This window comes from Psychrobacter sp. AOP5-GZ1-6 (assembly GCF_052376345.1).
Taxonomy (GTDB): Bacteria; Pseudomonadota; Gammaproteobacteria; order Pseudomonadales; family Moraxellaceae; genus Psychrobacter.
This window is the reverse complement of record NZ_JBQSVP010000008.1, coordinates 25,927-46,385: the sequence shown is the minus strand read 5'-3', so window position 1 is coordinate 46,385 and position 20,459 is coordinate 25,927. Positions and strand designations below refer to the sequence as shown.

Annotated in this window: 17 protein-coding genes and 1 tRNA gene; 13 read left to right on the top strand and 5 right to left on the bottom strand. The window is 41.0% G+C overall.

The features are described from left to right. Positions 1-69: 69 nt before the first annotated feature. A complete protein-coding gene (locus ACT3RN_RS02525; protein ID WP_192991875.1) occupies positions 70-1,689 on the bottom strand; it encodes a hypothetical protein in 1,620 nt (539 codons plus the stop codon). Positions 1,690-2,125: 436 nt separating this feature from the next. Between ACT3RN_RS02525 and ACT3RN_RS02520 the strand changes: the two genes are divergently transcribed. From ACT3RN_RS02520 to icmH, 4 genes are all read left to right on the top strand, one after another. Continuing rightward, positions 2,126-3,175 (top strand): M15 family metallopeptidase, encoded by a 1,050-nt coding sequence (locus ACT3RN_RS02520; protein WP_319020958.1) that lies wholly within the window; start codon positions 2,126-2,128, stop codon positions 3,173-3,175. Positions 3,176-3,218: 43 nt separating this feature from the next. Further along, on the top strand, positions 3,219-3,863 hold the full coding sequence (locus ACT3RN_RS02515) for a hypothetical protein (RefSeq protein ID WP_192991876.1): 645 nt from the start codon (positions 3,219-3,221) through the stop codon (positions 3,861-3,863). A 9-nt stretch (positions 3,864-3,872) separates the two neighbouring features. Beyond that, on the top strand, positions 3,873-5,219 hold the full coding sequence (gene tssK, locus ACT3RN_RS02510; protein WP_192991877.1) for a type VI secretion system baseplate subunit TssK: 1,347 nt from the start codon (positions 3,873-3,875) through the stop codon (positions 5,217-5,219). A gap of 244 nt (positions 5,220-5,463) precedes the next feature. Then, complete coding sequence (gene icmH, locus ACT3RN_RS02505) at positions 5,464-6,276, top strand: type IVB secretion system protein IcmH/DotU (protein ID WP_192991878.1); 813 nt, start codon at positions 5,464-5,466, stop codon at positions 6,274-6,276. Between the two features lie 325 nt (positions 6,277-6,601). On the opposite strand, the gene ACT3RN_RS02500 is transcribed toward icmH, so the two are convergent. Next, a tRNA-Asn gene (locus tag ACT3RN_RS02500) sits at positions 6,602-6,677 on the bottom strand. Positions 6,678-7,011: 334 nt separating this feature from the next. Beyond that, on the bottom strand, positions 7,012-8,214 hold the full coding sequence (locus ACT3RN_RS02495) for a pyridoxal phosphate-dependent aminotransferase (RefSeq protein ID WP_192991879.1): 1,203 nt from the start codon (positions 8,212-8,214) through the stop codon (positions 7,012-7,014). A gap of 876 nt (positions 8,215-9,090) precedes the next feature. Here ACT3RN_RS02495 and ACT3RN_RS02490 point away from each other — a divergent pair. From ACT3RN_RS02490 to ACT3RN_RS02475, 4 genes are all read left to right on the top strand, one after another. Further along, a complete protein-coding gene (locus ACT3RN_RS02490; protein WP_192991880.1) occupies positions 9,091-9,825 on the top strand; it encodes an SDR family NAD(P)-dependent oxidoreductase in 735 nt (244 codons plus the stop codon). A 61-nt stretch (positions 9,826-9,886) separates the two neighbouring features. After that, positions 9,887-11,629, top strand: a complete 1,743-nt coding sequence (locus ACT3RN_RS02485) for an NAD(P)/FAD-dependent oxidoreductase (protein WP_192991881.1) — start codon at positions 9,887-9,889, stop codon at positions 11,627-11,629. Between the two features lie 111 nt (positions 11,630-11,740). Then, the gene (locus ACT3RN_RS02480) at positions 11,741-12,742 is read left to right on the top strand and encodes a DUF1365 domain-containing protein (RefSeq protein ID WP_192991882.1); all 1,002 of its coding nucleotides are present in this window, start codon (positions 11,741-11,743) and stop codon (positions 12,740-12,742) included. 86 nt (positions 12,743-12,828) lie between these two features. After that, positions 12,829-14,283, top strand: coding sequence for an SAM-dependent methyltransferase (locus ACT3RN_RS02475; protein WP_192991883.1), 1,455 nt, complete (start codon positions 12,829-12,831; stop codon positions 14,281-14,283). Positions 14,284-14,369: 86 nt separating this feature from the next. Here the strand turns inward: ACT3RN_RS02475 and ACT3RN_RS02470 are convergent, their stop codons facing one another. After that, entirely contained in the window at positions 14,370-15,542 is a 1,173-nt protein-coding gene (locus tag ACT3RN_RS02470; RefSeq protein ID WP_192991884.1) for an MFS transporter, read from the bottom strand. Between the two features lie 111 nt (positions 15,543-15,653). Between ACT3RN_RS02470 and ACT3RN_RS02465 the strand changes: the two genes are divergently transcribed. The 5 genes from ACT3RN_RS02465 to ACT3RN_RS02445 all read left to right on the top strand — a co-directional run bounded on the left by ACT3RN_RS02465 (position 15,654) and on the right by ACT3RN_RS02445 (position 19,654). Beyond that, positions 15,654-16,538, top strand: a complete 885-nt coding sequence (locus ACT3RN_RS02465) for a LysR family transcriptional regulator (protein ID WP_226945060.1) — start codon at positions 15,654-15,656, stop codon at positions 16,536-16,538. Between the two features lie 39 nt (positions 16,539-16,577). After that, a complete protein-coding gene (locus ACT3RN_RS02460) occupies positions 16,578-16,988 on the top strand; it encodes a DUF2177 family protein (protein ID WP_192991885.1) in 411 nt (136 codons plus the stop codon). A gap of 90 nt (positions 16,989-17,078) precedes the next feature. Next, positions 17,079-17,624 carry an acyl-CoA thioesterase gene (locus ACT3RN_RS02455; protein ID WP_192991886.1) on the top strand — a complete coding sequence of 182 codons (546 nt, stop codon included), beginning with the start codon at positions 17,079-17,081 and terminating at the stop codon, positions 17,622-17,624. A 103-nt stretch (positions 17,625-17,727) separates the two neighbouring features. Continuing rightward, positions 17,728-18,822: a cation diffusion facilitator family transporter gene (locus ACT3RN_RS02450; RefSeq protein ID WP_192991887.1), complete on the top strand. Its 1,095-nt coding sequence runs from the start codon at positions 17,728-17,730 to the stop codon at positions 18,820-18,822. Between the two features lie 274 nt (positions 18,823-19,096). Beyond that, positions 19,097-19,654 (top strand): DUF2059 domain-containing protein, encoded by a 558-nt coding sequence (locus tag ACT3RN_RS02445; protein ID WP_192991888.1) that lies wholly within the window; start codon positions 19,097-19,099, stop codon positions 19,652-19,654. Positions 19,655-19,794: 140 nt separating this feature from the next. Here ACT3RN_RS02445 and dps read toward each other — a convergent pair whose 3' ends face one another. Further along, complete coding sequence (gene dps / locus ACT3RN_RS02440; RefSeq protein WP_192991889.1) at positions 19,795-20,277, bottom strand: DNA starvation/stationary phase protection protein Dps; 483 nt, start codon at positions 20,275-20,277, stop codon at positions 19,795-19,797. Between the last annotated feature and the right edge of the window lie 182 nt (positions 20,278-20,459).

The window sequence follows — 20,459 nt, the reverse complement described above, 5'->3', positions numbered from 1 at the left end:
TGCTAAAAGCCATACTGCCAAAAGTTGGGTCGTTAAAAGCCATGTTGCCAAAAACTGTATTGCCAAAAACTATGGTTCTGATTTCTGAAAGTCATCTGCTAACCACAGCATAGAGCAATGCTTATGTTGAGTAATCAAAAATACGCTGTCTGACTCTTGTTGGTCTTTTTCTGCTAAGTTAACGAACAACGATAGGCTAATAAATGGCTTTAACCAGTTATTCAATGGCATATAATGCCCTAAATGGTATTCATTTACTAGAGCGCCTTTTGTGATAAACGCCTCAACAAAGCTCATATATACTGACATATCATAAGGTTGTGTTGATGGATTAATGTCTGATATAGCGGTAATACTAGTATCTAATGGTGCAACATTAGTCTTGGTTTCGGTGTTGTCTGGCTTTGTTGTGGGTTTGTTTAGCGTTTTTGGCGATGCCGTATTAGTCGGTACTAATGACAGTTCGTTATCTATCAATAAATTTTTAATAGTTGTTAAGTGGTTTAGGTAACCACGTCTATTATTCATGCGTTCAGTACCATGGCTATCGTGATGTTTAGCATCAGGTGTATGCACCTCTGTCAATAAAACGCTGGTGTTGGTCTCAATGTCGAGTAAATCTTGAGCCGCTTTATTAAAAAACACTAGCAATGCACCAGCCTCAGTAGGAATGATATTGGTCGTTTGAGTTTGGTGTGGATACAAGTGCTGATCTAACCATTCATCACTCAGCTGTGTATCTGCAATGATAAGTAAGCGCATTTCAGGCATTGCTGACAGTGATAATGATGTGAGGTGTTCATTGATGAAGCTCGCCGGGTCGCTTTCACCTTTGTTTTCTAAGTCTTTTGCATCATCATTATTGGTCTCGATCAGTGTAAAAGAGAGTAAGGTCTCGGGAATACCGTAGGTGGCTAAATGTTCTTTTACTATTGCAATCAGAGGTGCAGAGTCGGCTCCAATAGGTAGGCATAAATAGATAGGTAGAGTGGATAGGTGAGCAACGGAGGTTGCCGTTATTGTATCTTCCTTATGCTTTTCTTCGGAACCAACCAAGTAATGTTGTTGCCATTCAGGGTGGACATTAATAGCTGAGTTTGGCTGAGTATTATCTTGTTGATACTGATCGAGGTGTTCAGCAAGGGTAGACCACAATTCCTCACTCAAAGTAAGCTGCTCATGAATTAATGAGCATAAACGTAATGTTATATCGTCTGAGGGCTCATCAGATATATAGCGATAGGGTAGTGATGTAGCATCAGCAAGTCTAGTGATTGGCTTTACCAACACTGGCAAGCCATCGAAGTCTGTCAGTTCATCACTTAATAAAGTCAGATCTTGGTCGTTATTAATGACATCAGACCAACTGTCGCCCTCAGGTAAGCAAATACGGCTAAAAACAAATAGTTGGTAAGTATCGGGTAGTTTGGCACTTTCTTTTTTATTTGAAGTCTCATCAAGGGTGTCAGACGCCTGACTTTCTTGCTTATCCAGTTTTTTTTGCCACCATAGGAGTGCCATGATAGTACCAAATAATAGTATAGGAATAGCGACAAACCACAGCAATAAGCCAGAAGAAGTAAGCTGTCGGGCGTTATCTTTAAAGTACATCCAGACTAAGAGAAGGTAGACTGCTAAAAATGCGCCTAAAATAAAACGGCTGTACGACAGTATTTTTTTTGCGCCCACTTATCTGAACTCCCTATGTGTTGGGTTGTTATTATAATTATTACCATGTAATCAAACTTTCTAGACCATATTTTATGGTATTAATAGACTTCTTTCTACTATATTTGGCGACTTTATTTCACTTACCTGTGGCTAGGTTGTCAGAGGATTGTACAGTTGAGAGGTCTTTATCGAATGAGATGGCGCTACAATAATTAGCGATAGCAACGATATGCGGTAAATAGCAGTAAATATAGACAGTATACGGGCAGTATAAAAAGATATTAGAGGCGTTTAATGTGGTTAAATTTTTTTTATTAGTATAATTAAGTCAGCTTTCTTTTGAACAGAGAGATTTGTCTATATAATACTTGCGAAATAGAATTTATCAACGCCTGTTTGCCTTCATCTTTATCGTTTTAACAATTGTTGCCGCTTATTTATGATTTACGTGATTGTGTCTGCTTTTACATTTATCTCTATCATCATGATTGTCATGCTTTTTGATAGGCAGCTATTCACGCGACTGTTGAATAGCATTACGGTATTTTTTCAGCGGCTATTTAGTGTTAAATTCAAATCGAAATCAGCAGCTTCTTCAGTAATAAAGCCCCAAGTAAAGCCGTTGCGCGCTCGCATACAGCAGCTAATAGATAAGGTTAAAAGGGTAGATATTTCTCGTATTCCCGTTATATCAGCACTGTCATTGGTGATTGTTGTGGCCACTGCTGGACTATGTTATGCCTTGATTACTAATTACTCTCTTGAGGTGTATCATGCGAACGATACGACAATCAACACTCCAAGCAATCAAATCAGCCAGCTATTAATTGGAGAGCGTTTGCGTCCGCCACCTACGCCACCAGAAGAGCTGTTTGCTGAACTAGATGCCGAGATTGCCAGTTATCACGCCAGCAAGGCAGATACGGCGTATTGGCCGGAAGCCTCACATAATGGTGCTCAAGTTAATAGACCTCTGTTATTACCTGAACCGGATTTATCTGACTTAAATACTCAAGATACTAGTACTGGTTATTCAGGTGACATTTTGGCCTCACATCTAAGTAACGGTCATATCAACATTAAGAATGCTGACCGTAATTGGAAGAAAATGAACTCGGAGTTTGTTCAACGGCTGTTGACTGTGTATAAGGTGATGAGTGATCAGTATGGCTATGAGATGGTACTTTTAGAAGGTTATCGAAGCCCTGAAAGGCAGGCAAGACTGCTCAAAAAAGGCTCTCATGTGACAAAAGCAGGCTCATACAAGAGCTATCATCAGTTTGGTTTGGCAGGTGACAGTGCTTTTATTAGAAATGGTAAGATTGTCATTACTGAAAAGGATCCTTGGGCGATGCGAGGTTATAAATTATATGGTAAAGTAGCGAAGTCTGCTGGACTTGTGTGGGGTGGTGACTGGCGCATGATGGATCTTGGTCATGTTGAACTACGTAAAAAAGGGGTGCTCGGCCGCCCAGAAATGGCAGAGATTTTGACCAGTCAATAATGACGATAATACTTCAAGGTAAATTGAAAATATGAACAGATGTATGACACTGCCGATATCATTTATTGTCACAGGACTCTTGCTAAGTGGCACGCTAACTGGATGTAGCACTGATAGATTTAGTAGCTCAAATGATAAAACTTCTGAGCTAGCAGGTGAGTCTGGTATTACTGACAAGATAAAAGGTCTTATCAGTAATGATGATGACTTGCAGGAGCTCAAAGGCCAGCTAGAGGAGCAGCAGAAACAGTTAGAGGCATTGCAAAAACACCTAAAACGTCAGCAAATTCCAGTGCTTATTAAAGCATCGGCTAGTGCCAATGCTGGTCGTGCAACGCAAGGTACAGCGAGTACTGCTTATATAGCATTTTTAGAAGAAGACAGCCAATTTACTGAAGTTGAAACGCTAGCTGCGAAAGAAGTCAGTGTTATTCCTAATCGTGACAGTAATCTGAGCTTAAATATTCCACAAGATGCCCGTTTTATTGCGGTAAAAGTAGGACTGAGATACACCAAAAAACGTTCGCAGTTTCTCATTCCCATCAGCAGCCTCAATTTTGACACACCACTCACGCTTAATATTGGCGCATGCGATGTAAATATTACGGAAGGCATCAGCCCAGACAAAGCACCCGAATTTACGACCAAACTAAAATATTATCAGCAGCCATTGACCAGCTGTTCGTAGGAGATTGTCTTGAGTAAAAACAGAGTATTATGGGGCGAGGGGCTTTTTCTACGACCTCAGCATTTTCAAATTCAAGACACTTATCATAACTCGCAGCGAGCATTGAGTATGATGTTGACGCATCCATATGCGTATGGCGTGTCTGATGTCCAAATTGATAAGCAGCTTTTGGAAAGCAATTTATTAAGCTTTCAAAGTATTTATGCTGTATTGCCAGATGGAACAATATATCAAGCGCCCCGTACTGATGCATTGCCAAAAGCTATTACATTGGATACTCAAGACAATGGCGATGATGTGTTTGTATTTTTGAGTTTAGAGATAGTTCATAGTGGCGGTAGTAATATACAGACCGAGCAAAGTGAAAACCCTGCTCGCTATGTAAGAGGTGCAGTCGAGGCGCAAGATTTATATAGCCAAGCAGCTGAGGCGGTCATCGACGTTATTAAGTTGTCCCCCAGTTTGCAGCTAAGTCATTCCGCGCAAGCGCCCAGTCAAGATACCGTATCTTTACTGGTTGCCAAGTTAGAACGTACGACTCAAGGCGTTTATCAAGTGGATGAGGATTACATTGTACCGAGCGTACAAATTACGAGTAATCCTGCGCTTGTTGGTCAAGTCTATCGTTTGATGACCATGATTAATACCAAGTCTACCTCTTTATACGATCATCACCGTCAATCGAATAATGACTTGCTAGAGTTTCGCTCGTCAGATATTGCTTCTTTTTGGTTGTTACATACGCTCAATACAGCATACTCTCAGCTAAGTCATTTATATAACAATGCCAAATTACATCCAGAACGCCTTTATGAAGCGCTGTTAAACGTCGCCAGTCAATTGGCCACTTTTAGCTCATTATATAAAGTCGGCGACTTGCCCGCTTATCACCATGATAATGCCAATGAGTCATTTGTGAGTATCATTTCGATTATTCGTGAGTTACTTAATACCGTTATTGCGAGTAACTTTATATCGATTCCACTACGTCAGAATAAACCCTCTTATTATACTGGTGAGCTGGGTAGTGACAAAATTACGCGTGGCTCACAGTTGTATCTGTCTATTAGCTCGTCGCTACCGATGCATGAGCTGATTGATATTGTACCTCGCCGCTTTAAGATCGCGACTCCTGACGCAGTAGAAAAACGTGTTCTGTCAGCGTTACCAGGTTCACCTGTGTCCCATGTTACTCAGGTACCTAGTGCAATACCTGTGAGACCAGGGTTTAGTTACTTTACTATTGAGCCAGTAGGTGATCTGTATGACGAGATGTTAAAATCTGAGTCTATCTGTATCTATGTGCCGAATGGTTTTGACGATTTAAAAATCGAGCTGATGGCTATCGTTCAGTAGCCTCGTTTATTAGTCATTAGCAGGCTTACTTTTGAGTGAGCCTGCTACAAGTTTATTTGTTTGTATAGCTATGTATCATAAATGACTATGTGTGATAGATTGTGATTCAGCATTTTTATCAGTTATTTTTATCAGCGTAGTGTGTCTTCATTTCTATTGTCCTTTTTAAAATGGGTAAATGACTATAGATACTAAAATATAGACACTAAGTAGTATCCGAAAATAATACGTATTAGGAACAGTCATGGCAGGGAATAATTCAACGGGTTCTGCGCCTTCACTATTAGATTCAGGTGAAGTAGCATCAAAAGTTTCGGCAACAGGTCTTGATAAGCGTGTTAGCAGCCAGTCGCTAGTCGATATTATGTATGATGGCTTTTATTTGGTTTTCTTACTGCGTAATCATTATTTTAGTACTGAGCCGAGTAAATTTCGCCAAAAGATATATAACTTTTTAGATAAATTCGAGACCAATGCGCGAAAAAAAGGCTTTATGTCAGAAGACGTGCACGAAGCAAAATATGCTTACTGTGCATTGATTGATGAAACCATCATGACATCGCAAGAGCCAGAATTTCAGATACTCAAAGATTCTTGGGAGTTAAATCCTCTGCAGTTAGATTTGTTTGGCTCACAAGTCGCTGGTAATGAGTTTTTTGATCGCTTGGATGGGTTGCGTGAGCAAGGAGAGAAGCACCTAGCAGCATTGGAGGTGTATCATTATGCAATGCTACTTGGTTTTCAGGGTAAGTATCGTTTAGAAGCCCCTGAAAAAATTCGTTATCTCATCTCGCGGTTGGGTGATGAAATTGAGCACCTACGAGGTAATAAGAACGAATTTTCACCATTTTGGGCCATTCCTGATCAGATAAAACATACGCTCACGAGTGAGACACCGTTATGGATTATTATTGCTGTTATGGCGGTGCTATTAACGGCTATATTTGCAACTATGTGGCAATTTACCAATAGCTTTTCTAATGATCAGCTATCAGCATATGACAATGTGATTCAAGAAAACAAAGAGCAGGCACATATTTCTATTTTCTTGCCTTAGGGCACATCCTCAATTCAAGCGGTAATCTTATAACTGGGCCAAAAATAACTAAATCTTTCCAAGCAGCTGGTTAATATTTCGATATTAACCAGCTGTTTTTCTCGTTCAATGGCTTAAAATAACTAAATTTACTAGGGTTTGTTGAACATTCAAATGTGTTGCTGGCAGCATTTATTTTTGAATGTTCAGCAGGTTCTAATATTATTGAGCACGCCTCTTGATGTTTAAAAATACCAGCCATAAAAAAACCCCCATCAAAGTGATGGGGGTTTTGGCAAATGCCATAATCGAATCAAAGGTGATTCAAAGATTTACTACTAAAATGTGGCTCTCCAACCTGGGCTCGAACCAGGGACACACGGATTAACAGTCCGTTGCTCTACCAACTGAGCTATTGGAGAATAGGTTGTAAGTATTTGATACCTTTACAACGAGCTTAGAAAGTCTCTAACGAGTTCTTGCTAAGTGGGGCGTATTCTAGCAAAGATAAAAAATACGTCAAGCTTTTTTTTCATAATTGGCAAATATTATTATATTAATGAGTGAATAGGCCGCTTTCTCACCTATTCATTCCAGATTTGGTCCTTTTTCCACTAAGCGTGTGATGAGTATGTCAAAGACAGGCTTTACACTGAGTATCAGTACTGATTATAAAATATTCAAAAAAGGCGCCACATAGTGAATATGTGGCGCCTTTTTTTATAAAACACTTTTAAAAAAATAATGCTCTAATACTTATTCGGCAACATCCAATTCAGCAACTGCTTTTTCGATACGTGATAACGCATCTTTTAGTGTGGCTTCATCAGTGGCATAAGAGATACGCATATAACCACCAAGGCCAAACGCGTCGCCAGGTACAACGGCTACGCCGACTTTATCCAATAACCATGCTGAAAATTCAGTACAAGAAGACAAACCAGCGGCTTTGATTAATGGCACGATATTTGGGTATACATAAAATGCGCCATCAGGACGCAAGCAAGTAATACCTTTGATGGCGTTTAAGCCATCAACCACAAGATCACAACGCTTCTCGAATGCTTCTACCATTGGTTCTAGAACGCTTTGGTCGCCGCTAATGGCTTCTGCTGCTGCTACTTGGCTGATAGAGGCTGGGCAGGAGGTCGATTGCGACTGAACTTTTTTCATCGCACCAATCAATTTGGCAGGACCACCAGCATAACCGATACGCCAACCTGTCATCGCATAGGCTTTAGAAACACCATTTAAGATAATGGCACGGTCTTTTAGTTCAGGGGCAGCATTCAAGATATTATGGAACTTATCACCTGTCCAGCGGATGTGCTCATACATATCATCTGAAACGACATAAATTTGTGGATGTTTCTTTAATACCTCAGCCAACGCTTTTAATTCTTCCAAGGTATAAATCATGCCAGTTGGGTTAGAAGGACTGTTTAATACCAGCATTTTGGTTTTATCAGTAATAGCGGCTTCTAATTGCTCGGCAGTGATTTTAAAGTCTTGTTCAGCAGGGCATTTGACGATGACTGGCACGCCTTCTGCGATGATAACCATGTCAGGATAACTGACCCAATACGGCGCTGGAATGATAACTTCATCACCTGGGTTGATAAAGGCTTGAGCAAGGTTAAAGAATGACTGTTTACCACCAACCGATACTAGAATTTCATTAGGCTCGTAGCTGATGTCGTTGTCACGTTTGAATTTTTCAATAATGGCTTTTTTTAGCTCTGGCGTGCCGTCGACAGCCGTGTACTTAGTGAAGCCATTATTAATGGCATCGATGGCTGTGTTTTTGATGTGCTCTGGTGTGTCAAAGTCAGGCTCGCCTGCACCCAGACCAATGATATCTTTACCCGCTGCTTTTAGTTCTTTGGCTTTATTAGTAATCGCTAGCGTAGGGGATGGTTTGATGTTATTGACGCGGTCAGATAATTGCAACTCGCTCATGGGAGATCCTTTTTATATTAGTAGGGTGGGTAAAATCTATTATGAATGATATAACGTTTTAAATGTTATCAGCATACGATATTAGAATGTGTAAGGAATCAATATTTTTCATATATTGGAATATTTTTTATATAGTTGAGTTCAAATAACTTCGATACAAGGAAACCGAGTGCAAGCTATACATTAGTACGGTCAGCGAGGATGACGATGTAGCGGATTTATATGGATTTGACTATAGATTGGGAAAGCAGTCGTCATTTAGAGACAGTCACTATTAAGTAGTAAAAGTATATAAGTGGTAAAAGTATCTATTTTAATTTTTATACTAGGGCGTGTCCTCATTTTAAAAATGGTGATAAAAATGAGATAAATTGCCGTCAAACAAGGAAAATAGAGCAGATAATATCGAGATATTAGTCAGCTATTTGACGCCGTTTGGCAAGATTTAGCTATTTTTAACCCATTTAGATAACTATCGATTGAATTGAGGACATGCCCTAACTTCGATACTGGTTTTGGCATTGTAGCACGCTGATATTACGCTGTCTTATGACGCGAGTAACATGAGATGGTATCAAGGTGAATGATTTTGACAATGTGTATTAACAGCGCCCAATTAGCCGTACTTGATTAACAGTATTTGATTAACAATGATCCAATTTATATCAGCTGCTCATCCCAATGCTGCTGATTGCGAAGACACAACAATAAACCTATATCCGTACACTATAACTATTTAGATTTTTTAAATAAAATGAGCAATAGCTTAAATAAATACAAATAATACCGTATATCAAATGATAACAATTATTATGTATATGATGCCTTATTAAGCGGTGATTTTTATACTATAAAAAGTGAGATAGGATACTAACGATGACAGACACTTCTAAGAAACTACATATTCTGATTACTGGCGCGACTTCTGGTATTGGTAACCAGTTGACCAAAGATTATCTACTAGAAGGGCATCAGGTCTATGCCGTTGGTCGTGATGAGGAGGCATTGGCTGAGCTTAAGTCATTAGGCGCAGAGGTTGTTAGTTTGGACTTGATGGATCGGAATAAGGTGCTTGATGCCTTTGATAAAATATCGGAAATTGATGTGGCAATTTGCGGTGCAGGTATGTGCGAATACCTAGATATGCCAAATTTCGATAGCAGTATATTTATGAAAGTTATGTCTGTGAATATGGGCACGTTGTCGCATGCGATAGAAGGGGTCTTGCCCAAGTTAATCGCTTCAAAAGGTCGTTTAGTCGGTATCGGCTCAGCGTCTGCTTATGTGCCTTTTGCGCGTGCTGAAGCTTATGGAAGCTCAAAAGCTGCCATCCATTATTTAATGAAAACTCTACAGATTAGCCTTGCGCCGCATGATGTGTCGGTTAGCTTGGTAGTGCCTGGTTTCGTCGAAACAGCAATGACCGAACAGAACGATTTTCCTATGCCATTCATTCAGACACCAGAACAGGCCAGTCAAGCCATTCGCGGCGGTATAGAAAGCGGTCATGAGGTGATTGAATTTCCCAAAAAACTTACCCTACCACTAAAAGCGTTGGGAACATTACCAGATTTGGTATGGCAACAAGTGAGTAGCAAACTTAATAAATAGTTACTTATTATTGTGATAAAACATCATTCATTGAAGCAGATAAAAATACAAAGGAACCTCTATGCCGCTGATGCGCCGTAAACTTAAAAATACAGAGACAGCCTCTAATCAAGCTAGCAATGATGCACAAAGCAGTTCTAAAACTGAAGCGAAAAAACGCATCGCCATTATCGGTTCGGGCGTATCAGGTTTGACCTGTGCGCATTACCTCGTGGCACAGCACGACGTAACCGTATTTGAAGCTAACGACTATATCGGTGGACATGTAAACACGATCGATGTTGCACTACAAGATGGCAAAAAAGCCAAGAGTAGCAATGTCGAGAACAGTGCAATAGACACAGGGTTTATCGTATTTAATGAGCGCACTTATCCTAACTTTTTTCGCTTGCTATATGATTTGAAAGTACCTTTTCAGTCGACAGACATGAGCTTTTCGGTGAAAAACACGGCGAGCAATTTTGAATACAACGGTCACACGCTCAATACTTTAGTATCGCAGCGTAAAAATGTGCTTAATCCAAAATTTTGGCAGTTTATTAAAGATATTTTACAGTTTAATAAACACATCAAGCAGCTGCGTCAGGATTACGATACTGCTCGTGCAAAAGGAGAAGACGTTAGCAGTTTTACTGAGCAAACACTTGGCAGTTATTTAGCACAGAAAAACTATGGTACGTTGTTTAAAGACCACTATTTGCTGCCAATGGTTTCTGCTATTTGGTCGACCAGTTTGTATGATGTAGAAGACTTTCCTTTAGTGTTATTTGCACAATTTTTCGATAACCATGGGTTGCTAGATGTGGTCAATCGTCCGCAGTGGTTCACTATAAAAGGTGGCTCAAAACAGTATGTGAATAAGCTGGTTACGCGCTTTGTTAAGGCTGGTGGTCAAGTTAAAGTTAATTGTCCAGTACAATCTGTGGTTCGTGATGGTGATCAAGTGTCATTGACCGTTCAGAATGCAGCCAGTGCTGATGACGGTATCGAAAACTCAATTGAAAACTTGGTATTTGATAAGGTGATTTTTGCTTGTCATGCAGATACGGCGCTAAAGATTTTAAAAGATGCCAGTACTGATGAAACTGAGGTGCTGAAGCATTTCCGCTTTACGAACAACACCGCTGTTCTTCATACCGATACCAGTATTTTGCCCAAGAAGCCTCTAGCATGGGCAAGCTGGAATTATCTCATAGATGAAACAGCGCCGGACAACATGACTGACGCAGGAACAGCTGTCGAAAGCGCACAAACTCCTGCTAAGCCTGTACTTAGTTATCACATGAATATTTTGCAACGCCTTACTAAAAAGCATAACTACCTCGTTACGCTCAATCCATCAACAGCCAATAAGACTATTGATGAGAAGCAAGTTATCAAAAGTATCGATTACAGTCATCCAGTGTTTGATAAGGCAATGATGGATGCACAAACCAAATGGTCGACTATTTCTAATGGAAGGACGCATACGCATTTTTGCGGAGCATATTGGTTCAATGGTTTTCATGAAGATGGCGTGCGCAGCGGGTTACGCGTGTGTCAAACGCTCGGTGATACTATTGATATCAAAGATGACGTAGATCTAAGTCATCTACCCGATGCTGAGAGTGCGCATACGCCATTTCGTTATAAAGACTTACCAGTCAAGGCAGATATCAAGGTACGCAAACTCAATAAGCGCCAGGTGACGACTGCCTCTACCAATCAAGAGTTGGTTGACTATGTGAAAAGTTTACAGCCCAATACTGTGATTACTGGTCAAAAGAAAAAAACAAGCTTGTTTGGTCGTCGAAAAGCGAAATAATCATGACATTGAGATGTTAGCACCAAAATTCTAGCATTAAGGTTTTAGCATCAAAGTTTTGGCATCAAAGTTTTGGCATCAAAATTAACCAATATCATAAAAGAGTGCACCATGCCTATTGAGCAGTATTCGTCCAACACCGCATTGCCACATCAGCTGTTCCATGGAACGACGTGGCACAGTAGATTACTGCCAAATGTACATAAGTTTGTGTATCCGTATCGCTATTGGGGCGTCAATATAAGTGCCTTAGCTAGCGGGGAGTCACTGCCTGAAATAAGTACGGCAGTTTGTAGCGAAAACAGGCTATTGCAAAAGCTGCCGTTAAAAAGGCTATTAGCAAAAGGATTGCCATTATTTTCAGCAAAGAAAAAAGCCTTACAGCAATTTTGCCCTGACGATTATGTGCAAGGGTTGCAGTCACAAGGATCAGGTAGCGCCAGTGACCCAAATGGCCTAAGTGAGCTAAATAAAAGTAAAGGCAAGTATGCAGAGGCTGAGGCAAGTTCTGTTCAAGCACTCCATAATCGTTTAAGCCAAGCGTTTATGGAGCAGGCAGGTAGTGCACCGACAGGCGATATCATCGGATTGCTGGTATGCCGTAATGCGGGTGTATATTTTAGTCCAGTGAATTTTTATTTGGGTTTTGATGAAGATCAGAACCCAACACACTTGCTGGCCGAAGTTTCCAATACGCCATGGGACAAGCGCCATTACTATGGGTTTGTGCTTGAGGGTGAGGATACAGAGTTTTGTCATGACAAAGACTTTCATGTGTCACCTTTTAATCCTATCGATCAGCTATATCGCTGGCAGGTGAAGGTAAAAAAACAACCTGATAACTGCTTGCAGGTGTGTATCGGGATTGATATCAGTGATGAGCGTGGTGAGGTACTAAAAACAGGTATAAAGATATCTGGCGTACCAATGACCGCTGATTCTGTTCGCAAAAGCTTGCGCCAAAACCCGCTGATGAATATGACGTCCTTAACTCGTATTTATTGGCATGCATTCAAACTGTATGCGATCAAAAAAGTGCCTTATGTAAACTATGACGAAAAGCTAGCCGATAGCCAGCAAAAAGAAGACAGCATAGACAAAAACAAGTCTTAAGCGCTAAAACAAACCTGAGTAGTTCGAATATCAATATTCGAAGATCAATAATAATGCACTTAACTTTAAATAAGGATAAACACACAATGCCAGCACGACCGACCGACCGAGCACCAGTTTCAACATTAGAAAAAGTGACCGCGCGGATAAATCAAGCAATCAATGAGAGTACTGTATTGCAGCCAGTGAGTGGTGGCGTAAATACAGTAGCCAGAAAGCTGATATTTCAAGCGTTGCAACATGTTCAGTTTGGTAGCATTACTTTGATTGAGGCGTTTGACGATAATGCCCCTAAGAGGACTCATTTTGGCGGCGCGTCTGATAGCAGCATAAGCAGTTCAGCAGTCGGACGTCATCCGCTGCATGTGACATTGAGAATTTATGATCCCATCGTATATCGTCAGCTATTACTCGGTGGCTCTATTGCGCTAGCGGATAGCTACATTGATGGTGAGTGGGATACGGATGATTTGACTGGATTGATTCGGTTGGCAGCGCGTAACTTGACGGTACTCAATAAGTTAGAAAATCGTTTTGCAGGCGTGAGTAAAGCCTTTGAAAAAGCCAAACATCAGCTGCGTAGTAATGACAAATCTGGCTCCAAATCTAATATTTTGGCGCATTATGACCTAGGCAATGACATGTATCAGCGTTTCTTAGATGAGACGATGATGTATTCATCAGCGGTGTATCGTACGCCTGATGTGTCGTTGAGCGATGCGCAGCAGCACAAATTGGCGCTTATTTGCCAGCGTCTACAATTGACTGCTGACGACCATGTGATAGAAATTGGTACAGGGTGGGGTGGTTTTGCCATTTATGCTGCCAAGCACTATGGTTGTACTGTCACGACGACGACCATTTCTGATGCGCAGTACGATGAGGCGCAGCGCCGAGTAGAGGCAGAAGGTCTGTCTGACAAAATCACATTACTCAAGCAGGATTATCGTGAGCTAACAGGACAGTACGACAAACTAGTTAGCATCGAGATGATTGAAGCCGTTGGACATGAGTATCTGCCAGTATTCTTTGCTAAGTGTAACAGTCTACTCAAGCCTACAGGGCTGATGGTTCTACAAGCGATTACCTTTAATGACCAGAATTATCAAGAATACCTAAATTCAGTGGATTTTATCCAGACGCATATTTTCCCAGGTGGCTGTCTACTTTCTAATCAAGAGCTTAATACCCAGTTCACAGAGCAAACCGACATGGTTATAAAACAGCTTCATGATTATGGCTTTGACTATGCGCATACGCTTAGAGATTGGCGCTTAGCTTTTATGGCGCAGCGCGAAGAGATTACCGAGCTTGGTTATGATGATGCCTTTATTCGTTTGTGGAATTTTTACTTTTGCTACTGCGAAGGTGGATTTTTAGAACGCACGATTGGTGTGGTACAAGTGACAGCCGTAAAGCCAAATAATATCGATACGCTACATTTTTCTGACTTGCCATCTGCCGTCTTAAATCATAAAACAGTTTTGAGCGATGAAACAGGCTTTAATGATGAAGATATGGCAGATACAGCGTCGATATAAATATTTTGGTGTACATATTGTTTCGCTTTAGCGCTCTCAAGGTCTCATACCGTACTAACCGTTTGAGACCTACGTACTAAGAGGTTTTATGATATTTGCGCAGCACGTTTATCAAGGAAGCCTGAATAGCGGGTCACGGCTAGCGCCAATAAACAGATAACCGCACCAATCCAAGCAGTGTCTTGTAAATGCATGTTTTCAACCACACTACCACCAATAATCGCGCCCATTGCAATACCTATATTGAATGCAGCAATGTTCAATCCAGAGGCGACATCAACGGCGTTTGGCGTATATTTTTCAGCTTGCTTGACCACGTATATTTGTAGACCTGGCACATTACCAAAGGCAAAAGCACCCCATACTAAAATAGTGAGCACAGCAGCAATTTTGGATTGCATAGTAAAGGTGAACAATAAAAGAATAATACTTAAGGCGCTAAATATAATGCTAAGCGCGCTAATAGGGCCACGTTTATCTGCAAGTTTGCCACCCCAGATATTGCCGATAGCAACGGACACACCATATACCATCATAATAAGGGCAACAGCAGACGGTGCAAATTTGGTTTGCTGCTCTAAAATAGGCGCAAGGTAAGTAAATGCTGTAAAAGTACCACCATAGCCAAGGATAGTCATAAGATAAACGAGCAATAACTGCGGTTTTACAATAACTTGTAACTGCTCTTTAAACGTTGCGGTTATAGATTGTTTAAGATTTTTTGGTACCAATAATGCGCTACCAATCAAGGCGATTAAACCTAAGACCGACACCACCAAAAACGTAGCGCGCCAACCAAAATGCTGTCCAATCCATGTACCAAGGGGTACACCTGTGACGAGCGCAACGGTGAGTCCAGTAAACATAATGGCAATTGCGCTGGCTTCTTTTTCCTTACTGACAAGGCTGGTGGCGATCATGGAACCAATAGAGAAAAACACGCCGTGAGCCAGACCGGTCAAAATACGCGCAAGTATTAAGGTTTCATAACTGGGTGCTTGCCATGCTACCAAGTTACCAATAACGAACAAACCCATAAGGCTCATGAGTACGGCTTTTCGGTTCCAGCGGCCAGTGAGTGCTGTTAGTACGGGTGCACCGATGGCAACACCCAGAGCATAAAGGCTAACTAGTAACCCTGCTGAAGGTAAGCTCACGCCTAAATCGGCTGCGATAGTTGGAACCAATCCAACAATGACAAATTCGGTTGTCCCGATTGCAAATGCGCTTAAAGTAAGCGCCCATAAAGCGAGTGGCATAACGACATCCTAGGAATTAAGTGATGCGCGTAGTTTGACGTATTTATAGTTTGCAAAAAACAGCACAAATGACAAAATACCTTTGTCAATTTTGTAAAGGTGATCACGATAATGGGGCATGCTAAGACAGAAGATATAGAGATATTTCTGACTGTGGTAGATACTGGTAGCTTTACTGGCGCTGCTAATTTACTGAATCAGCAGGTTGCCAAAGTCTCTCGTGCTGTGTCTAGACTCGAAGATACTTTGCAATGTACGCTGCTAAATAGAACGACACGGCGGTTGGAGTTGACGGAGGAAGGGCATGTTTTTATCAGATATGCGCGTGAGAGTTTAAATACCTTATATACGGGTGAAGAGGCGCTTAAGCTGTTAAAACAAACACCGAGTGGACATCTACGGATTGATGCAGCCAGTCCATTTGTGTTGCATCAATTGACGCCCTTGATCGGCGAGTTTGTTTCGCAATATCCACACATTACGCTTGATCTAACCTCGCATGACAATATTATTGATTTGCTTGAATACAAGACTGATCTTGCCATCAGGATTGGCGATTTAAGAGACTCAAACCTGCATGCACGTCTACTAGGTAACAGTAAGCTACATTTGGTCGCCAGTCCTGAATATTTAAGTCAGCATAGCGAAGTGACCCACATTGATGATTTGATCAGTCATAAGTTAATTGGCTTTAATGATGCCTCCAAGCTGAACAGGTGGCCATTAAAAACACCAGTGAAACTCAGCTTTCATATGACAGCCAGTAGCGGCGAAACGTTACGCCAGCTATCCTTGACTCATCAAGGTATTGCTTTACTCTCGCATTTTATGATTGGTGAAGATTTGGACTCTGGACGTTTGGTTGAAATATTGCCTGATGCGATAGTCAGACCAAATAATCGCGAAACAATACAGGCGGTATATTACAAAAACAGTGCCGTATCATCGCGTATCTTAGCATTTCTAAACTTTATTCAGCCACGGCTGACATTATGACTTTTATACATTTCTGTTCATTTTATAAAGGGTAATATCATGGGCTATGTTTTTATTTATCTCGCTGCTGTGGTTATATTTTTGGGCGTCGATGCCGTTTGGCTGACAACCATGAAAGGCGCTTTTTATGAGTCGCGCATCGGTCACTTATTGGCTGATGAGCCAAACATGATGGCTGCTGGCGTGTTTTATATGTTTTATATACTGGCACTTTGTATCTTGGTGCTGTATCCGCAAATAAAAGCTGGCGCATCGATTGGTTATATTTTCTTGTTGGGTGGTTTAATAGGATTAATGGCTTACGGTACGTATGATTTTACCAATTTAGCACTCTACAAAGGCTTTACGCTAGATACAGCATTGGTTGATTTTGTATGGGGCGGCGTGTTAACAGGTACAGTAAGTGCTATTGTTGCATGGTTGGCTTATCGCTTTCATTGGCTCAGTTAAATATTCTTAATGCGTCAAATCTGTCATACTGGCTTTCTGTCATACTGGTTTAGTATAGATACATAATCATCTCCAAAAATAAGGATCATCATGCCACAATTAAATACCAGCTCGACTGCTAAAAAAGCACCTTTAAACCACGAATTGTATATGTCGGTACTGATGACACCTGATATGGCTAATTTTATTGGTAATGTGCATGGTGGTGATTTGTTAAAGATGCTTGATCAGGTGGCTTATGCCTGTGCCAGTCGCTATAGTGGTAACTATGTAGTGACATTGTCTGTTGACCAAGTGATGTTCCGAGAGCCCATCTATGTGGGTGAGCTGGTGACTTTTGCTGCCAGTGTCAACTATGTGGGAAACACCTCTATGGAGATTGGTATTCGTGTCGAAGCCGAAGACGTGCGAGCGCGTACCGTCCGTCATACCAATAGCTGTTACTTTACGATGGTCGCTATCGATGATAAAGGTAAGCCAACCGCAGTGCCACCACTTGAGATTAAAAACAATCTACAACAATGCCGTGCTGATGCTGCGTTAGAGCGTAAGAACTTACGTATGCAAAGCTCAAGTCGTCCCAGCTGTGAGTTAAAAGAGATGGGCGGAGAGCTGAGCCGTGATCATAACAGCTAGAGGTGCTGAATGTTCAACAGACCTTAATAAATAATAGCAGTTTTATAGAAAGTAAGGCTGCTCACAAATATAGATAGATGTTCGTTATGTTACTGAGGTTATCATGAGTTTTAAGCCGCCCAAAACCAACGCTCATAGTTCTACTAGACAGAAGGTTCCATCTGGTCGTGGCGCAAGTAAGCTTATGAACGCCATCGATTCTGATGCTTCCCATACTAATATTGGTAGTGATAGTGCTAACCCTGCGACGAATCAAAGTGAGCAACATGCTAACTCACTAAAAACGGTGCTCATTGCCGTCGGAGCCAATGTCATCATTGCTATTGCAAAAACCGTTGCGGCAGTGATGACAGGATCTGCTTCTATGATCGCGGAGTCAGCGCATTCTTGGGCAGATGCAGGGAATGGCACCTTGTTGATTGTTGCAGAAAAAAAGGCGATCAAACCTGCAGACAGCAGTCATCCATTGGGTTATGGCAAAGAGTCGTATGTTTGGTCGATGATCGCTGCTTTTGGTGTGTTTATGGCAGGCTCTATCGTCTCCATTTATACAGGTATCACCGAGTGGAATGCAGCGGAAAGTGAGACCAACTATACTATTGGTTTTATTATATTGGCAGTCGCGTTTGTGCTCGAAGGGTTTTCGTTGGTGCAAGCCTATCTACAAAGTAAAAAGCATGGTGAGGCCATTAATATCAGTGCCATTGGTTATGTGATTAATACCTCTAATCCAACGTTACGTGGTGTGTTCTTTGAAGATTTAGCCGCTGTTATTGGTTTGGTGGTTGCGGCGGCTGCGATGGGCATGCATGCTTATACTGGGCAGCCATTTTGGGATGCATTAGGCTCTATTATCGTTGGTATCTTATTGGGCGTTGTAGCAGTCTTTTTGATTAGCCGTAACCGTGATTTTTTGGTTGGCTACAAAGTATCAGAGCAAATACATGGCTATGCGTTAAGCGAGCTACTGAATCATGCGGATATTGATAGCGTTTCATATTTGCATCTAGAGTGGGTAGGACCCAAAAAAATATTTATGGTAGCAGCAGTAGACATCGCTGGTAATCAAAAAGAGAGACAGATTGCTCATAAGTTTGAAGCTATTGAAAACCAATTTCGCAAAGACCCATTGTTTCAAGAGGTCATATTGACCCTATCCGTACCAGACGCAGATGTTTTGACTTTACCAAACAGATAGTTGAGTTCAAGTAATTTCGACACAAGAAAACCAAGTGTAAACTATACATTATTACGTTTAGTTAGGACATAGTTAGCGCGGATATGGTTAGCGAAAACAACGATGCAGCGGATTTACATGAATTTAACCTATATGGATTTGCATATAGTCACTTCACTATAAAAATTTTACTGCGTTAACTTCGCTTGAAGTATTCAATATACATCTGCACTCGGTTGCCTTATACTATATTTTAATTTAACCGATTATAGTCTGCTAATAAAGTGATAATTATATGAAAAACCTACTAAAAAGTACTGTGTTCGCTGTATCGTTGAGCATTGGTGCGGTCAGTTTGATGGCGGTGCCAACGTTATCTGTACAAGCGGCAGTACCGACGGATGCCTCTTTGTTAAAACTCATCGAAGTCACTAAGGTCGTTGAGATGATGAATGATATGTCTAGTGACAGTGGTATCACAGATCAAGTGACGCAGTCTATTTTATCTTCACTGTCTATTGATGATTTGAGTGCGGAGCAGCGCCAACGTTTAGAAGATATTGTCAGTAAATATAGTAATGAGATGACAAGCGATCAAGAAAGCGTGAATCAACAAATTGTCAAGATTTATATGGAGACAGCCAAACAGCACTTTGACCAACAAGAGGTTGATGCACAGATCGATTTTTATAGTAGCGAGGTTGGACAAAGCATCATCGATAAACAGCCTGATATGATGAAAGACTATATGGCACAAATAATGCCTGTCGTCATGGAGTCTAGTATGGAAAAAATGCAAGATATTATGCCAAGAATGGCTGCAGATATTAAAGCAATTACACGTGAAGAGTGAGCTGATATTTTAGTAATCTAAAGGTCTTTCATATAGAAGTCTATAAACGTAAAAAAGGTCGCCAATTATGGCGACCTTTTTATGTTTTAAACTTACATTCTAAAAATTAAGTAAGTTGTTTACTTGATATTTGCTACTAACTACTTGCTAGGAGCATTTGCACCGATGAACCATGCATCTTTGTCGATGATGCGACTGGCTTCTGTAAATAGGTCAGCAGTGTCTTCGTCGCCTGCATCACCAGCAGTAGCAATGGCTTTTCGTAATGTTTCTGCCACTTGTTTGTAGCGGCTGGTTAACTCACGCACATGTTGATTGACTTCGGTAATATCAGTTGGGTAATCGTCTAAAATGGACTCTTTTACCACACGGCTTGCCAAGCCATTTGGCTGACCACCTAGGATTACGATGCGCTCAGCGATAGTGTCTGATACTTCGAGGATACGCTCTGATGTTTCATCTAACAGTTGATGTACGCCGATGAAACCTTTACCTTGTAGGTTCCAATGACATTGTTTGCCATCTAATGTTAAATCAATAACGTTGGCCAAATTTGCATTTAGTAGCTTTACCATTTCACTGGCGGTTTCGTCTGATATTCCACTTGCGTAACGTTCTCTCATGACTTACTCCGTTATATTTTAATTTAATTTGATGTGTCACTTTTTCTTATTTGTTTATCTATAATGGTACTGTGTTAGCACTGATGTTATAACTGACAGTGCTTGTTGATTCGTTATAAATAATAGCAGCTTAAATGGTTATTAGAACCCTCAAGTGTTAGGCTTTGTTGAGTGGTCGTGTA

Excerpts from the sequence above, each read along its gene's own strand:
- ACT3RN_RS02480 (WP_192991882.1), top strand. The coding sequence starts at position 11,741 with ATGCCTATTGAGCAGTATTCGTCCAACACCGCATTGCCACATCAGCTG.
- ACT3RN_RS02490 (WP_192991880.1), top strand. The coding sequence starts at position 9,091 with ATGACAGACACTTCTAAGAAACTACATATTCTGATTACTGGCGCGACT.
- ACT3RN_RS02445 (WP_192991888.1), top strand. The coding sequence starts at position 19,097 with ATGAAAAACCTACTAAAAAGTACTGTGTTCGCTGTATCGTTGAGCATT.
- dps (WP_192991889.1), bottom strand. The coding sequence starts at position 20,277 with ATGAGAGAACGTTACGCAAGTGGAATATCAGACGAAACCGCCAGTGAA.
- ACT3RN_RS02485 (WP_192991881.1), top strand. The coding sequence starts at position 9,887 with ATGCCGCTGATGCGCCGTAAACTTAAAAATACAGAGACAGCCTCTAAT.
- icmH (WP_192991878.1), top strand. The coding sequence starts at position 5,464 with ATGGCAGGGAATAATTCAACGGGTTCTGCGCCTTCACTATTAGATTCA.
- ACT3RN_RS02455 (WP_192991886.1), top strand. The coding sequence starts at position 17,079 with ATGCCACAATTAAATACCAGCTCGACTGCTAAAAAAGCACCTTTAAAC.
- ACT3RN_RS02495 (WP_192991879.1), bottom strand. The coding sequence starts at position 8,214 with ATGAGCGAGTTGCAATTATCTGACCGCGTCAATAACATCAAACCATCC.
- ACT3RN_RS02475 (WP_192991883.1), top strand. The coding sequence starts at position 12,829 with ATGCCAGCACGACCGACCGACCGAGCACCAGTTTCAACATTAGAAAAA.
- ACT3RN_RS02460 (WP_192991885.1), top strand. The coding sequence starts at position 16,578 with ATGGGCTATGTTTTTATTTATCTCGCTGCTGTGGTTATATTTTTGGGC.
- ACT3RN_RS02465 (WP_226945060.1), top strand. The coding sequence starts at position 15,654 with ATGGGGCATGCTAAGACAGAAGATATAGAGATATTTCTGACTGTGGTA.
- ACT3RN_RS02450 (WP_192991887.1), top strand. The coding sequence starts at position 17,728 with ATGAGTTTTAAGCCGCCCAAAACCAACGCTCATAGTTCTACTAGACAG.
- ACT3RN_RS02515 (WP_192991876.1), top strand. The coding sequence starts at position 3,219 with ATGACACTGCCGATATCATTTATTGTCACAGGACTCTTGCTAAGTGGC.
- ACT3RN_RS02470 (WP_192991884.1), bottom strand. The coding sequence starts at position 15,542 with ATGCCACTCGCTTTATGGGCGCTTACTTTAAGCGCATTTGCAATCGGG.